This window comes from Haloquadratum walsbyi J07HQW2, assembly GCF_000415985.1.
In the GTDB taxonomy this organism is placed as follows: domain Archaea; phylum Halobacteriota; class Halobacteria; order Halobacteriales; family Haloferacaceae; genus Haloquadratum; species Haloquadratum walsbyi_B.
This window is the reverse complement of record NZ_KE356561.1, coordinates 927,731-941,845: the sequence shown is the minus strand read 5'-3', so window position 1 is coordinate 941,845 and position 14,115 is coordinate 927,731. Positions and strand designations below refer to the sequence as shown.

Annotated in this window: 14 protein-coding genes and 1 pseudogene; 12 read left to right on the top strand and 3 right to left on the bottom strand. The window is 48.6% G+C overall.

What is annotated here, in order from left to right; translation table 11 throughout:
* The first annotated feature begins 129 nt into the window (after positions 1-129).
* From J07HQW2_RS04330 to gatE, 9 genes are all read left to right on the top strand, one after another.
* Entirely contained in the window at positions 130-1,068 is a 939-nt protein-coding gene (locus J07HQW2_RS04330) for an ABC transporter permease (protein WP_021054156.1), read from the top strand.
* A gap of 215 nt (positions 1,069-1,283) precedes the next feature.
* Positions 1,284-1,634: a DUF7268 family protein gene (locus tag J07HQW2_RS04325; protein ID WP_021054155.1), complete on the top strand. Its 351-nt coding sequence runs from the start codon at positions 1,284-1,286 to the stop codon at positions 1,632-1,634.
* 227 nt (positions 1,635-1,861) lie between these two features.
* On the top strand, positions 1,862-2,233 hold the full coding sequence (locus J07HQW2_RS17700) for a hypothetical protein (RefSeq protein ID WP_303703960.1): 372 nt from the start codon (positions 1,862-1,864) through the stop codon (positions 2,231-2,233).
* Positions 2,202-2,693 (top strand): transposase, encoded by a 492-nt coding sequence (locus tag J07HQW2_RS17695; protein ID WP_021054153.1) that lies wholly within the window; start codon positions 2,202-2,204, stop codon positions 2,691-2,693. Before J07HQW2_RS17700 ends, J07HQW2_RS17695 begins: the two co-directional genes overlap by 32 nt.
* A gap of 24 nt (positions 2,694-2,717) precedes the next feature.
* On the top strand, positions 2,718-2,921 hold the full coding sequence (locus J07HQW2_RS17690; protein ID WP_343122477.1) for a transposase: 204 nt from the start codon (positions 2,718-2,720) through the stop codon (positions 2,919-2,921).
* A 336-nt stretch (positions 2,922-3,257) separates the two neighbouring features.
* A complete protein-coding gene (locus tag J07HQW2_RS04315) occupies positions 3,258-3,527 on the top strand; it encodes a BolA family protein (protein ID WP_021054152.1) in 270 nt (89 codons plus the stop codon).
* A 257-nt stretch (positions 3,528-3,784) separates the two neighbouring features.
* On the top strand, positions 3,785-5,233 hold the full coding sequence (locus J07HQW2_RS04310; RefSeq protein ID WP_021054151.1) for a class II fumarate hydratase: 1,449 nt from the start codon (positions 3,785-3,787) through the stop codon (positions 5,231-5,233).
* A 235-nt stretch (positions 5,234-5,468) separates the two neighbouring features.
* Positions 5,469-5,633 carry an HVO_2901 family zinc finger protein gene (locus J07HQW2_RS17685; protein ID WP_021054150.1) on the top strand — a complete coding sequence of 55 codons (165 nt, stop codon included), beginning with the start codon at positions 5,469-5,471 and terminating at the stop codon, positions 5,631-5,633.
* Between the two features lie 139 nt (positions 5,634-5,772).
* Positions 5,773-7,674: a Glu-tRNA(Gln) amidotransferase subunit GatE gene (gatE, locus tag J07HQW2_RS04305; RefSeq protein WP_048075471.1), complete on the top strand. Its 1,902-nt coding sequence runs from the start codon at positions 5,773-5,775 to the stop codon at positions 7,672-7,674.
* A gap of 346 nt (positions 7,675-8,020) precedes the next feature.
* Here the strand turns inward: gatE and J07HQW2_RS04300 are convergent.
* Together J07HQW2_RS04300 and J07HQW2_RS04295 are read right to left on the bottom strand one after the other, a co-directional pair.
* Positions 8,021-8,743: pseudogene (locus J07HQW2_RS04300) on the bottom strand (RNA methyltransferase); the annotation flags it as partial.
* 8 nt (positions 8,744-8,751) lie between these two features.
* Positions 8,752-9,336, bottom strand: coding sequence for a DUF8114 family protein (locus J07HQW2_RS04295; RefSeq protein ID WP_021054147.1), 585 nt, complete (start codon positions 9,334-9,336; stop codon positions 8,752-8,754).
* Positions 9,337-9,478: 142 nt separating this feature from the next.
* Here J07HQW2_RS04295 and folP point away from each other — a divergent pair, with 142 nt between their 5' ends.
* The 3 genes from folP (at position 9,479) to J07HQW2_RS04280 (ending at position 13,052) form a co-directional block, all read left to right on the top strand.
* The gene (gene folP, locus J07HQW2_RS04290) at positions 9,479-10,687 is read left to right on the top strand and encodes a dihydropteroate synthase (protein WP_021054146.1); all 1,209 of its coding nucleotides are present in this window, start codon (positions 9,479-9,481) and stop codon (positions 10,685-10,687) included.
* A gap of 192 nt (positions 10,688-10,879) precedes the next feature.
* Complete coding sequence (locus J07HQW2_RS04285; RefSeq protein ID WP_021054145.1) at positions 10,880-11,590, top strand: 6-hydroxymethylpterin diphosphokinase MptE-like protein; 711 nt, start codon at positions 10,880-10,882, stop codon at positions 11,588-11,590.
* A gap of 25 nt (positions 11,591-11,615) precedes the next feature.
* Positions 11,616-13,052: a cryptochrome/photolyase family protein gene (locus J07HQW2_RS04280; RefSeq protein ID WP_021054144.1), complete on the top strand. Its 1,437-nt coding sequence runs from the start codon at positions 11,616-11,618 to the stop codon at positions 13,050-13,052.
* A gap of 78 nt (positions 13,053-13,130) precedes the next feature.
* Here the strand turns inward: J07HQW2_RS04280 and J07HQW2_RS04275 are convergent, their stop codons facing one another.
* Entirely contained in the window at positions 13,131-13,559 is a 429-nt protein-coding gene (locus tag J07HQW2_RS04275; protein ID WP_021054143.1) for a DUF2237 family protein, read from the bottom strand.
* Between the last annotated feature and the right edge of the window lie 556 nt (positions 13,560-14,115).

Sequence of the window (14,115 nt, the reverse complement as noted above, 5' to 3'; positions counted from 1 at the left end):
AATACCATCTCATTGCCATCGCTTCACAGCTACGGGCATACGCGATGAATTCAATGGTTATCATCCAATTGTCCTCGCGTTTACTTATACGCTCATCCATGCGAATAACTCATTCATTACGATCCATCTATGACGACTGATAAGCATTCATCCGACGCTGACACACGAAGTTTTATTGATAAATTATTGGCGTCGCCGTTTATTTCAAGTCTTTTGTCAAACCGACTTGCTATTGTCGGATTAAGTATTATTCTCGGTGTCTTCGTTATCGCCATCATTGCGCGAGTTACGCTCGATTTGAATATTTTGACTGGCTCCCGTCTTGGAGGCTCAGTTCCCGATAGGCACCCGCCTGGATGGACCGGTCCAGCTGCCTGGAATCAGTATATTTTTGGAACCGATGTCGCTGCCAGAGATATATTTAAACGAACGCTATATGGATCGTGGTTGGCGTTGAAATTCGGAACTATCGCGGTCGGTGCCTCGACAGCACTAGGGGTTGGGTTAGGAATCATCGCCGCATATTATGATGATGTTACTGATAATATCATTATGCGAACAATGGACATGCTCCTTGCATTTCCATCATTACTTCTTGCGCTTGCACTCGTCGCTATCTTTGGTGCTGGTCTTTGGAAAGCCGTCCTCGCACTCACACTCGTGTACACGCCACGATTTGCGCGCGTTGTTCGTGGCGCGGCACTGAAAGTTCTTGAGGATGAATACGTCGATGCAACAGTTGCACTCGGTGCACACGACCCTCGGGTTCTCATTCGACATATTCTACCAAATTGTATCGCACCAATTACTGTTCAATCAACGCTAAATTTTGGACTTGCAATCATTGACCTTGCTGCCCTTTCGTTTCTTGGATTCGGCGCACAGGCAGGCGCTCCTTCATGGGGGCTGATGCTCTCTCGAGGAGTTGAAAATGGATTATTGACAGGAAAGTGGTGGATGTCTTTCTTCCCAGGATTGTTTCTTGCCATTACTGTGCTTGGATTTAATTTACTTGGCGATGGGATGCGTGATGCGCTTGACCCACGGATGCGCGAAGCAATTGACTGATGAGTATTACCGGAACAATGACAATTTCATTATACGAGATAGAGTGAACTACCCCGACCTACTCGCTCACTCCACGCTATTCCGTTCTTTTCTTGAGGAAGGGGTCTTGCCCTCGAATTTAGATAAAAAATCCGTAGACTCAACGACGCATATGAGTACCTCTGTATGTAATACTATTTCATATTATTTAGATTCATTCTCAAATCAGCCCAATAATGTCAATACACCCATTAGTTACTGCTCGAAGTCGGCTCGTTGGAAGCGCGTTATTTGTTGGCTGTGTGTTCGGCGTCATTTGTGTCTCTGTGAGTGCATCTGTTATCGGTATTCCAACGGCCGCTGATACCGTTTTCCTCGCTGGGACGCTTGCACTTGGATTTGGAACGCTTGGGTGGTCAGCATCGATCATCGCTGGTCCGGGAATAAAAGCAATGCAGACCCATCTTGAAACTGCGACTGACTGGAATGAGGCTGACTCACGCCGAGCGATGGCTCGTATCAGCAGCTTCGGCGTGGGTGTCATGACTGCCGCGATTGTAGTTGGAGTGATTTTTGGGTATAATTAATCGCCGCCATTACAGTTTGTACAGGACTCACGGACATGACATATCAACTAAACTTGCATACGCTGGGTTAGATCATAGACGATTACAGCAGTAGCAAGGCGAAAGCCCACCCGTTTACAGTGGATGAAGCCGACTACTGGGAATCTCTCCACGCTCGTAGCCACGGCTGGATATTCCACCAGCCAAGAAGCGATATTTGTATCAACGCTCGATAATTGATTACACATTTGATGATTGAGGTGAGCGTTGAAACGACGTTCCGAAATCCAAGCCACATCCGTCAGAAAGAGTGGCAACGGGCCACCCATATTCTGCGGGAGTGCAAACGGTGGCTTGTCGATGGCTGGCATGACGGGTCGCTCTCCTCATCCATCACGACTGGTAACATTGAGAACCCGCTGTACTCAGCACTCCAAAATCGAGCAATACGAGCAGCGAAAAGTGACTCCGATGATGAGTCTGTTGAGTACACGAGTGAGCAACCCATCGAAGTCAACAATCAGAACTGGGAAATCCACACCACTGAGACTGGGTCTGTCGTTATCGGATTCCCGTGTATCACAGACTGTGGGACACGCCAATCCACGTCTCGTCTATGACGGCATCAAAGACCCAATTGACGCATTGCTCACCGGTGATGCAGCGAAGACGCAGTTGAGCGTGTGGCGAGAAGGACCCGAGTGGAAAGTGTCGTTTACTGTCACCGACAGTGGCGATACCAGTGGTGAGGAAACTCACGTTGGTGTCGATGTTGGTCATAACTACATTCTCGCCGCTACGCCAGACGATGGGAGTGCTCAATCGTTCCTCGTCAGTGGCAACGAATACACATTCGTGCGGCGATACTACCGTTCCCTTCGTGATTCGCTACAGGAAGCGGGTGCGCTTCGCGCACGGAACCACGTTGGTAACAAGGAGTATCGCCGTATCCAAGACGCAAATCACACCCTCTCAAACCGAGTTGTAGAGTACGCCAGCCAATTCACCAATCCAGTCATCAAGCTCGAAGACTTGGAAGGTATCCGAGACGGCAGTGAGTGGCATGGTGTTCACTCGTGACCGTTCTATGAACTTCAGCAGTTTATCATCTACAAGGCTGAGAAAGCGGGCATTCGTGTCGAGAAAATCGACCCACAAAATACGAGTCAAGAGTGCAGTCAGTGCGGTGAATACGCTGGACGTGATGGGAGTTGCTTCGAGTGTCCATCGTGTGGATACGTTCGACACGCGGATTTAAACGCGGCAGAAAACATCAGTCACCGAGAGGGAGAACCATGCACGGCGTAACAGTTTGGGTGACGCGAACCGTGTGACCCAGTCGGTTGAAGAACCAACCATCCACATTATGCGTGTCTGTCATGTGCAGATTGGAAGGCCCGCTTGACCGGGCTACACGCGCTGGAACGCACGCCATCGGTCATAATTGGGCGGCAACCTGTGAGGCTGGCCACGCGAAAGCGTATTTGAGCCGCCGAGGAAACGCGCAACCGTAATATCCCCATCGGGAACGGGGAATCCCACGTTCAGCCGTGTGGAGGAGGTCAATGAGTTGTCATAGAAGTATTAGTTATTCAACGTCCTCAGGAGTGGTATTTATTCACGGGGATTGTGTATCTTATAGATATGGATTCAACTGAAGTTGAAGCGCAGATTGAATCGGAGATACCAGACGCAACAGCAACCGTCACATTACCGCGGACCCCGGATGAAAATCATGAGGACGCACACTTTGCGGCAGTTATCATATCACCGACATTTGAGAATAAATCACTTGTTGAGCAACATGAGTTAGTTTATGACGCACTTGATGACGCGATGACAACCGAAATTCATGCACTCGAAATGAAGACATACACGCCAGAGGAGTATGACCAGACGGCATCCGTTGAGTAAACCGATTGTTGGCGAGACTTGAGTCATACTATCTCACTGTTCCTGCAGTCTAATTATAATCGTTTTATCTAAATTCGAGGGTAAGACCCCTTCCTCAAGAAAGCCGTCTTTGACGGCTGAGTAGGTCGGGGTAGTTCACTCGGACGTTTATCGATTAATTTCACATATAAGAAAATAATAGATTCTTCACACATGATATTTCGGGGACGAGTGAACATCGACGGGTTTTACGCGCTCGGCTTCCCTCGGAACGACCGATGGCAGACGATCATCGAGTCGAACGAGACAGTCTTGGAGAAATACAAGTTCCAGCTGACGCTTACTGGGGGGCACAGACACAACGAGCAATCGAGAATTTCCCCTTATCAGGGATTACATTTGGTCGACGATTCATTCGTGCACTCGGCATCGTTAAGAAAGCAGCAGCGCAAGCAAATCGCGATCTTGACCTAATCGATACTGACACTGCCGATGCAATCATCGCAGCAGCAGACGAAGTTATTGCGGGGGAGTTCGATGATCAATTCCCTGTCGATATCTTTCAAACTGGGTCAGGAACTTCCTCTAATATGAATGCAAACGAGGTCATTGCGAACCGTGCTGCGGAGATCCTTGATAAATCAGTCGGTGAACGTGCCGTTCATCCGAATGATGATGTTAACTTTGGACAATCCTCAAATGATGTCATCCCGACAGCGATGCATGTGGCTGCATATGAGGCAGTCGAGAAAGATTTACTTCCGGCTCTAAAAATACTTGAATCGGAGCTTGCCTCACAAGCTGAGGTATTTAATGATGTGATTAAAACTGGTCGGACGCATCTACAGGATGCAACACCAATTAGTCTTGGTCAGGAATTTAGTGGGTACCAGACCCAGATGCAGAAAGGGATATCACGGATTGAAGCAGTCACTGATCATCTTAGCGAACTTGCACTTGGCGGGACCGCTGTCGGGACAGGATTAAATACACACCCTGAGTTCCCGACGCGAGCAGCTGAGTATATCAGCACCGAAACAGGGATTTCATTTCGACCAGCAGACAGTCATTTCGAAGCACAAGCAGCACATGATGCAATGACTGAAGCACATAGTGCATTACGGACTGTTGCAGGTTCATTGAATAAAATTGCTAATGACCTCCGATTGCTGGCATCAGGTCCACGCAATGGGCTTGGTGAAATTGATCAGCCAGAAAATCAGCCCGGAAGTTCGATCATGCCTGGAAAAATCAATCCTGTCATCGCGGAAGCAGTTAGTCAGGCTCATAAACAAGTTGTCGGCAATGATGCTGCTGTCGCTGCCGGCGCTGCTGAAGGTCAACTTGATTTGAACCTATACAAGCCTGTTATTGCGCACAATTTCCTACAGTCAGCGATGTTACTTTCAAATGTGTCAACCGTATTTGCCGAGCGTTTCATCGCTGAGCTTGAAGCAAATGAGACGGTTTGTGAGACACAGGTTAATCAATCGCTAGCACTTGTCACGGCATTGAATCCAACGATTGGCTATGATAAAGCAAGCAAAGTCGCAAAAAAAGCGCTCAAAGAGAACGCTACAGTCCGCGATATTGTCATTGAAGAAGGGTACCTCTCACCCGCAGAAGCCGATACGGTACTTGACCCAGAAACCATGACACATCGCGGAATTCTTGGGGAAGATGATAATCAGCCAGATACTGACAATGAGGATGCCACGGACACCTGATGGTTATCAGTGGTACTGAAAATTATAAGATCATGATATATGATGGAATAGTGTAATATCTACTACACGCAGTGAACCGCCTCGGGGTCAAGCCCCATGGCATTCGCCGTGTCAGCTTGTAAAAAATATCAGAACACGCTGATTGTGCATCACAAATTATACTGTTACATGCTCACATGACGCTATGCGGCTAGATACCGACGCATTAATATTGGCTGTTTCACTCATCTGAGTTATGCCTGTATTACAGCATGAACGCAAGACTGGACGGGATAAGTTAGAGTGTCGACGATGCGGAGCGGAGTTTCCTGAGGGTCAGGCAACTGATGACGGCTGGCATTATGTCTGCCCCGAGTGTGAACAGGGCAGTGGCATTGGCGATGGACTTCGTGTTTGTTGAATAGATAATTTATCTGGCGGTTTTATTGGGAATATTCTTTATTGAATTAGTCCTACGTATCCCAATCGCTCCAATTGAACCTTTTTATTCTACTAGTGTAGATAGACAAACAATGACTGCCAGCTCAGCTGATAGTGATATGGATTCTCAGAAGACCACTACTGGTGATGATGACGCTGAGTATGATTACGCCGATCTTGGTCTTGTTGCGGGGTTAGAGATTCATCAACAGCTCGATACTGAAACAAAGTTATTTTGTGGGTGTCCAACACGGAGTCGTGAACCTGAGACAGCGAGTTATTCATTCACTCGGTATCTCCACCCAACAACGAGTGAACTTGGTGAGCTTGATGAGGCGGCACTTGAGGAGAGTCAAGTAAAGCGCGAATTTGAGTATCTTGGTTACGATTCGACGTGTCTTGTTGAGGCAGATGAAGAGCCGCCTCACCGGCTTGACACGGAAGCACAACACGTCGCTCTTCAGATTGCTGACCTTCTCGGGATGGAACCGGTTGATCAAGCGCATGTGATGCGAAAACTCGTCATCGATGGGTCAAACACGTCCGGGTTCCAGCGCTCGACACTTATAGCCCAAGATGGGGAGATTCAGACTGACGCTGGAGCAGTGGGGATCGAGGATCTTTTACTTGAGGAAGAATCTGCTCAGCGTATTGAGGAGCGTGATGATGCGGTGACTTTTTCATTGGACCGACTCGGTATTCCACTTGTTGAGATTGGTACACGTCCTGACATCGCAACCCCTGAACAGGCGCAAGATGCTGCCGAACAGATTGGTATGTTACTTCGGTCAACCGGGTCTGTCAAGCGTGGGCTTGGCACAATTCGACAGGACGTGAACGTTTCGATTGCTGATGGAGCCCGTGTTGAGATCAAAGGAGTACAGGCACTTGATCAGATTGATGAGATTGTCCGTCAAGAAGTCGCTCGACAGGTTGCGCTCGTTGATATTCAAGCGGAACTGACCCGTCGTGATGCCAATGTTGGTGAGATACAGGATGTTTCAGCGGTGTTTACGGACACTGACTCGGGAGTAATCACGAGTACACTTGCTGATGATGGCATAGTTGCTGCGGTACCGCTATATGGATTTGATGAGCTTGTCGGTCGGGAACTCCAACCAGATCGGCGGCTTGGAACGGAGCTTTCAGACCATGCTGGTCGCCATGGTGCTGGTGGAATATTCCATACGGATGAGCTACCTGCATATGGTATCAGTGAATCTGAACTTGATGCGCTTTATTCAGCAGTCGATGCTGGAGAAGACGATGCCGTTGCAATGGTTGCTGCAGATCCTGAAACGGCTGAGCAAGCAGCAGTAGCGGTTGCCGAACGGGCTACAGACGCAATATCTGGCGTCCCTGAAGAAACACGCGATGCGAACGATGACGGAACCACACGATACCTTCGACCGCTACCGGGAGCAGCACGTATGTACCCAGAGACTGACGTTCCGCCAGTAACATTTGATGTTGATGAGATTGAAACTCCAGAACTGCTAACTGAACGCGTTGAGCGTTATCAGTCTGAGCTTGATCTTGATTCAGGGCTTGCAGAGCAGATTGCTTATGGACGCCGAATGCCGCTATTTGAAACTGCTGTTGAGATGGGCATTGACCCAACATTCACCGCTGGGTTATTGACTGCAACACTTACTGAACTTCGTCGAGATGGAGTCGCAGTTGAGACACTGGATGATGATAGCCTTCTTTCTCTGATGCAACTTGTCTCGGATGGTGAACTCGCAAAAGAAGGCGTTAGACCGGTGCTTACAAAGCTTACAGAGGACCCAACCCGTTCAGCAGAAGACGCGGTCGAAGCAGCCGGACTCTCTGGGGTCTCCGAATCAGAAGTCCGTGCAGCCGTCACAGATGTCGTTGAACGAAACGCTGAGCAGGTTGATGAGGAAGGCATGGCTGCATTCTCAGCACTCATGGGCGAGGCAATGGGTGCATTAAGAGGGAAAGCTGATGGCGAAATCGTCAGTGATGTGCTTCGTGAGACGATCCAAAATAAAATGTGAGATATTCGATATATCAACAGATTATTCAAAAACTCTTAATCAACATGATTCGACGATACAATGAGTGTATAACTTGAGATTAAACATTATCAGTATCAGTATCCGCAGACGTTTCTGCATTCGACTCTCCGCTCACATTATCGATTGAGTCTGAATCTGAATCTGAACCTGAACCTGAACTAGTCCTGATTATTGAACTATCACTACCATCTTGGGTTTTACTCTCCTTCTGCTGTGATGAGGTTAATTCAACAGCCGCATTGATGATATCTTCTGGTATCGAGTTAATATCGGTAGCATCGTCTTTACTGTCTGTTTGGTCTGACCCGCCGTACGTCTGCTCTCCCAGAAGGACATTTGCTCGCCGAAACAGTCCAAGCAGCGTTGATATCTCTCGATTTGTTGGGTGTGCCCGAGCGATCAGACGTCGAAGCATTAGTGCTGTTTTCTCTCGTTTGTGCTCACGCCCTTCAACGGAGTGAAGAAAGTCAGTAAAGAACTCATAAAATCGGTCAATATCAGCTTCATCAGCACGCTCACGCTCAATATCAGGGAGCTGTGTTTCTGTAAGTGTCACTGATCGCAGTTCATACAATAGCACTGTTGCCGCCTGCCCGAGATTCAACACCGGATATGACTGACTTGCTGGGATTGAACATACTTCATCTACACGAGCCAGTTCATCATTAGTGAGTCCAGTTCCCTCCCGTCCGAAAATCAATGCAGTCTCTGTTTTGACAGTTTGAAGATCCTCACACACTTCAGACGGAGTTTTGTATGGAAATCGGATATGATGGCGGCTATCCTCTGCGGTAATTGCGGTTGTCCCAATTGTATGGTATTGATTGACAACAGTATCAAACGACACTGTTTTTGCGTTCGGAAGGATGTCCTCCCGTGCATGCCCTGCAAATCCGTACGCTTCGCTTCCGTCCGGAATCGGTGGAGGGTCGACGAGTAATAACTCAGTTAGTCCAAAATTCTTCATTGCACGGGCGATTGTTCCAATATTGCCCGGTGTTTCTGGCTCAACGACAACAACCACAATATTCTGCGATTCTGATGGCATACAAACGGTTATGTGGTTGGATAGTCGCGACTGAAATCAAGATCAGATTCATCATCAGTCGTATCGGCAGTTTCATCGATCCATGAGATTTCACCGGTCTGGAGATCAATTCGCTTTCGCTTTCCATCATATTCTTCATTCAACCTTCGTGTTAATTCATCAGCATCTGGTGGTGATGGAAGCGAATCTGGGTCTGTGACAACATGCTCGAGCCCACCATAGCCATCGGGAGATCGGTTTCCGTTCTCAAACCACTGCATAAACACCATTTGAACGTCGTCTATTCCAGCAGTGTCTGCATTGTTAATCTCGCGGAACCAATAAAGAAAGTCAGCCTCATGCTCGCCACATAGAAGTACCTCTGACGTTGGCTCACCGTAGACAATCGTCGCTTCTTTGGATCGGTGTTTCTCCTCATCGCCGTAGACAGAATGACACGCCATACATGGCTCACCCTGAAGATAGGTCAACCGAACAAGTCGTTGTCGTGTATCATCGGGAATCTCAGAAAGTGATCGGAATTCACCCTCTTCAGTGAATATCTCCGACTCCTCAAAGCGCCACCCTCGGAGTCCGATGCTGACCTTGCTCATTAAACTCGTATAACATACCCACAAATAAAAACAGCGTCAATTGATTCAGAACCACATTCTGGCATAGTCTGTTAATATTTATTCTTCGAGCTGTCGGCGATATCGTAACAACTGATATGTAGCTACCATTCGAGATATATGTATGCGATCAGTCGACGCAGCTGGATTGTCGATTGGTGATGAGTCTCCTCCACGGATCATGGGTGTTCTCAATATATCTGAGGAGTCGCCATATGATCCAAGTGTGTTTCACGAACCAGATGCAGCAGCCAGTTATGTTGATACTGAACTGATTGATGAGGGTGCTGACATTGTCGATATCGGGCTTGAGTCTGCAAATAAACGATTTGATGTCCTCTCTGCTGAACAGGAACTAACACGACTTGATACGGCTATTGAGACAATCAAAAGTGTTTCTGGGGATGCTGTATTCTCGATTGAAACCCGATATCATGAAGTTGCAGATGCAGCGCTTTCTCAAGGGTTTGATATGGTGAATGATATCTGTGGGTTTGCCGACCCAAAAATGCCGCAAGTCTGCTCAGAATACGATGTCGCCGTCGGAAAGATGGCGTCACCACCTGATTTGACACGACCGGGCGCAATTGAGGATGTCGATGAGATATATGAGGCGCTTACGCAGAATGGGTTCACTGAAAAAACTATTATTGACCCTGCCTTCGGAGGATGGTCTGAAGAAAAGACCCTTGCAGATGACCGTGAAACATTTCGACGGCTTCGTGAATTTCGGGGACATGGTCGACCTATGCTTGTCTCGATTAATCGAAAAAATTTCCTTCGCTCTATTGCTGACCGCTCAACTGAGGAGGCACTTTCAGTATCATTGGCAGCCACCTCATTGGCAGTTGAACGTGGTGCACACGTTATTCGAACACATGATGTCGCAGAAACACGTGACGCAGCATTGATTGGGGATACATTCACGCCTGAGCGTGCGTGTCACCGTATCACCACTGACGATGGCTCCCGTATCACCGCTGAAGAACTTGATGTGACGACATCATCGGAAGCAACTCGTCATCTAAATCGACTTGATATTGACCACACTGCTGACATTATTAATACATCAGCCATCCATACGTTCGAAATCGTCGGGCTATCAGAATCCGCGATGACTGAGCTCAATACCGCCACAACAGAGTCAGAGGCGATTGTCCTCGCTGCAACTGAGTCCACCGCCAATATGGAAACGAGCGCGGATGCTGACTCCGCACCAGCTGCTGTCTTTCTCACCGGAACGACTGCTGCATTGCGTACAATTGCCACTACAATCGATGATTCAGCACTCACAAAGATACTCACAAATATCACACGACAGATTAGCCAGTAAGTGTGTGATGATAATCGTGATTATGTGGATGATTGAGAGAAAACAACGTCTACGTAGAACACAGCAATTACTGCTGTGCTGTACGAGAAAGCTTATATCACGACGATTGGAATCAACGAATTGGGTACTGGAGGGGCAGTCGGGTAGGGGTACTTGTTGCCACTCTAGTCCATATTTTTTATTGAGAAATCCATGCCCACTGTAGATATCGGGCTGTCATTCGACACGTGGGAGCCAATCTATGAGTCTATACTGGCTGCTTTTGGATACGACCGGACAGCAGACCAGCAGGCTCGAGATATCCTTGCAACAGTATCCTCACCATACTCATTTGACCAGCTGAGATTTAGTGGTGACACGGTCGCAATTGTCGGCGCAGCACCCTGTCTGGATGAGACAGTCGAGCATGTCGAATCTGCGGATCGTATTATCGCTGCATCGACCGCTGCGGACACAATCCGCACAGCAGGGTACGATGTTGATTTAATGGTAACTGATCTTGATAAAAATCCAATCACCGCTCGAACACTAACACATGAAGGAACTCCAGTCGCTGTGCATGCACATGGAGATAATGTCGATGCAATACGCAATCTGGTGCCAACATTCGCTGGAGATGCTGTGATCCCAACAACACAAGCAGCACCATCCAATGGAGTCAGCAACCCTGGTGGATTCACCGATGGTGATCGAGCCGCATTCCTTGCTGATGCACTGCACGCAGAATCACTCCAATTTGTCGGCTGGGATTTTGATGATACAACCGTAACTGAACAAAAATCGGCAAAGCTCGTGTGGGCTGAGCGATTACTTGAGCTACTTGAACGCCGTCGTGGAGAGAAATTCGCTATATTAGATAACCGTCGGGGGGCAATCGAGACAATTCCAATACCGACACGTTGAATCCGCTGACATCCATTAAACAACTATGCAACTTTATTGGCACCGAAGTGATCTTCGTGGTGTCGACAACCGTGGACTGGCTGAGGCTGCGAGCGCTGTGTCACATGAGTCATCATCCGATGAGGATGGAGTCATTCCTGTCTTCATCTTTGACGATGATGAGCTTGAGCGTGATGGAAATGCACGCGTTCAGTACATGCTTGATTCAATAGCTGAACTGCGTTCATGGTATCGTGACCGTGGTTCTGATCTTCTGATTGCGCGTGGTGATCCTGCATCAGTACTTCCGGAGCTCGCAATCAAATATGACGTTGACCGAGTCGTATGGAGTCGTGAGTACTCTGGGTTTGCACAATCTAGAGATGAACAGGTTGCGGATGCACTCACAGAACGTGATATTGCACACCAGTCGGTCCGTGATGCAATCTTCTTCGAACCCGGGTCAATTACAACAAACAAGGGTGAGCCATACTCAGTCTATACGTACTTCTGGAAGAAGTGGCGTGACCGAGACAAGGATACGCCGATTGATGCACCGGCGGCTGATGTTTTGATGCCTGATGAAGCGACAGGAGATTCACTTCCGACAATCGATTCGCTCGGGTTTGAGGAGCCAACTGCAGACATTCAACCAGCAGGAACAAATGCGGCTCATGACCGATTGTCGACGTTTTGCGATGATGGAATCTACCGATACGATGATGACCGTGATTACCCATCGCGCAATGCGGTCTCGCGGCTCTCTGCGGACTTATCACTTGGAACTATCGGTGTTCGTGATGTGTATGCTGCTACTGTTGCTGCCGCAGAAGCTGATGGAATAACGGATGCTGAAGCTGAATCAGTTGAGGAGTTTCAGTCACAACTAGCCTGGCGGGAGTTCTACACACATGTGTTGTATTTCAATCCAGAAGTCGTCACTGAGAACTACAAGACATATGAGAACGAAATACAGTGGGCCGATGATCCAGCAGCACTACAGGCATGGAAAGAGGGGAAGACTGGATATCCAATCGTTGATGCTGGAATGCGACAACTAAAATCTGAAGCGTATATGCATAACCGACTTCGCATGATTGTTGCATCATTCTTGACGAAAGATCTCCTCATTGACTGGCGCGAGGGGTATGGTCACTTTCGACAACATCTCGCTGATCATAATATCGCGAATAATAATGGTGGGTGGCAGTGGGCAGCCTCAACCGGCACAGATGCTCAACCATACTTCCGAATCTTCAATCCAATGACCCAGGGTGAGCGATATGATCCTGACGCAGAATATATCAAACAGCACGTGCCAGAATTGCGAGAAGTCTCTGCTGAAACAATTCATGAGTGGCATGAACTCTCACCAACTGAGCGCGCACGGCTTGATACGGATTATCCTGCGCCGATTGTTGATCATAGCGAACAGCGTGAGAAGGCACTTGAGATGTTTGAAACCGCCCGCGGTGATGCATAATCGCTGCAAGTGAAAGCCGATCGGTATAGATATGCTGATTACTAGTCAGCACTCAACAGATCATCTGCCGAATCGCTATTATGGTAGATCTCCCCATTCTTCAGCAGCATATGATTCGAGGGTTGAAAGTGAAATATCATCGGTAACATCCTCACTCGTTGCATCTAAAACAACAGGTGGTGCGCAGTCCGCTTCGTGTGCCTCAGCCCATCGGGGCACACACAGACACCACCGGTCGCCAGGATTGAGTCCGGGAAAATTCAATGATGGACGTGGTGTGGTGAGATCATTTCCCTGTGATTTGCTGTATTCAAGAAACTCCTGTGTGAGCACTGCACACACTTCATGTCGACCAGGATCCCGGCGGAGACTTCGACAGTGCCCATCCCGAAGATATCCTGTATCGGGATCCCGCCCACATGGTTGGAGCGGTTTGCCGTGTACGTTCCGATCCCGCAGATCAGTTGATTCCTGAGATGATTCTTCGGTTGCTTCGTGATCGCTCATATTAGAGTAAGATGCCCAAGCATCAAAAACACTGCTCGGAACGGTTAAGGGAATTATACAGACTCAAGCAGAATCTCTGCGACTTCAGCCGCAGGACAGGACAGGATAGGATAGGATAGGATAGGATAGATGGATCCGACAGTTCGAACTCGGAGTCGGAGTCAATCTCCGCTCCGAGAGCCACTCTGAGAGTTCACAATCCGTCACTGAAAGTGACAGGCAGTTCCGCGTATGGGTAGGAATTAGGCTGGGAACCGAGCGATTCCAGTCAATCCTCCGATGGCGGCCTGTCGGCCCCAAGCAATGAGACAATAATCGGACCCACTCAGGTGACCGGTCGGGTCGGGTCGGGTCGGGTCCGGTCCGAGACTGAATCGATGCAGTGCCCTGCCCGACTGCTTGCACACAGCACAGACAGTCACTCCAAGTCTGTCGAAGTCTGCCGGACTCCCAACGGCACAACCAACTGTGGGAGTCCGAACACGATGGACGAGAGGAGAGGAGTACCGGGGACGGGGCTTGGCACTCCCATCGCCAGCAGTCCCACTCTACTCGC

Excerpts from the sequence above, each read along its gene's own strand:
- J07HQW2_RS04275 (WP_021054143.1), bottom strand. The coding sequence starts at position 13,559 with ATGAGCGATCACGAAGCAACCGAAGAATCATCTCAGGAATCAACTGAT.
- J07HQW2_RS04330 (WP_021054156.1), top strand. The coding sequence starts at position 130 with ATGACGACTGATAAGCATTCATCCGACGCTGACACACGAAGTTTTATT.
- gatE (WP_048075471.1), top strand. The coding sequence starts at position 5,773 with ATGGATTCTCAGAAGACCACTACTGGTGATGATGACGCTGAGTATGAT.
- J07HQW2_RS17685 (WP_021054150.1), top strand. The coding sequence starts at position 5,469 with ATGCCTGTATTACAGCATGAACGCAAGACTGGACGGGATAAGTTAGAG.
- J07HQW2_RS04280 (WP_021054144.1), top strand. The coding sequence starts at position 11,616 with ATGCAACTTTATTGGCACCGAAGTGATCTTCGTGGTGTCGACAACCGT.
- J07HQW2_RS04285 (WP_021054145.1), top strand. The coding sequence starts at position 10,880 with ATGCCCACTGTAGATATCGGGCTGTCATTCGACACGTGGGAGCCAATC.
- J07HQW2_RS04325 (WP_021054155.1), top strand. The coding sequence starts at position 1,284 with ATGTCAATACACCCATTAGTTACTGCTCGAAGTCGGCTCGTTGGAAGC.
- folP (WP_021054146.1), top strand. The coding sequence starts at position 9,479 with ATGCGATCAGTCGACGCAGCTGGATTGTCGATTGGTGATGAGTCTCCT.
- J07HQW2_RS04315 (WP_021054152.1), top strand. The coding sequence starts at position 3,258 with ATGGATTCAACTGAAGTTGAAGCGCAGATTGAATCGGAGATACCAGAC.
- J07HQW2_RS04295 (WP_021054147.1), bottom strand. The coding sequence starts at position 9,336 with ATGAGCAAGGTCAGCATCGGACTCCGAGGGTGGCGCTTTGAGGAGTCG.
- J07HQW2_RS04310 (WP_021054151.1), top strand. The coding sequence starts at position 3,785 with ATGGCAGACGATCATCGAGTCGAACGAGACAGTCTTGGAGAAATACAA.